Origin of the sequence: Italian clover phyllody phytoplasma str. MA1 (assembly GCF_000300695.1) — a bacterium.
Lineage (GTDB): Bacteria > Bacillota_I > Bacilli_A > Acholeplasmatales > Acholeplasmataceae > Phytoplasma.
The window spans coordinates 1-653 of sequence record NZ_AKIM01000133.1; the positions used below are offsets into that span (position 1 = coordinate 1).

Annotated in this window: 1 protein-coding gene; it reads left to right on the top strand. The window is 27.7% G+C overall.

Annotated elements, in window-relative coordinates:
* A partial coding sequence (locus RI01_RS02945) for an IS3 family transposase (protein ID WP_026052459.1) occupies positions 1-609 on the top strand: 609 nt, incomplete at its 5' end.
* Positions 610-653 lie beyond the last annotated feature (44 nt).

Here is a 653-nt window from a genome sequence, read left to right on the forward strand (position 1 = left end):
CTCATCATGAAAGAAAAAGGGATTTGTTGTCGTTTAAGAATCAAAAGAAATAAATATCATTATCAACAATTAAAGTCTCAATTAAAAATAGTTCCTAATTTAATTAACCAGGATTTTAAAACCTATGAGCCGATGCAAAAACTCTTTACAGACATCACTTATTTCAAAACTCCCCAAGGTTTTTTATATTTTTCTTGTATTATCGACTCTTTTAACGATCAAATAGTCGCTTCTCATGTTTCTAATCATCAAAATAAAAATTTAGTTTTAAATACTATCAAAAAAATGCCAAAACTAAAAAAACCTTGTATTATCCACTCTGATCAAGGTTCAGTTTATCAATCTTTAAAAATCCAACATACTTTAACCAAAAAAGGTTTTCTTATTAGTATGTCAAGAAAAGCCGCCCCTCGTGATAACGCCGTCATTGAGAACTTTTTCGGCCAAATGAAAAGCATTTTATTTTATCGCGATCCTTTTTTATTTCAAAATCTAATGACAAAAATGAAAACCATCATTAACCAATTTCCTGTTTTTTGGAATAAAAAATGGCTTTTAGCTAAATTAAACTATCTTTCGCCTATCCAATATGCGCAAAATTTGAGATAAATTTTTAGTTGATTTAACATTAAAATAATATAACCTTGAAAAAG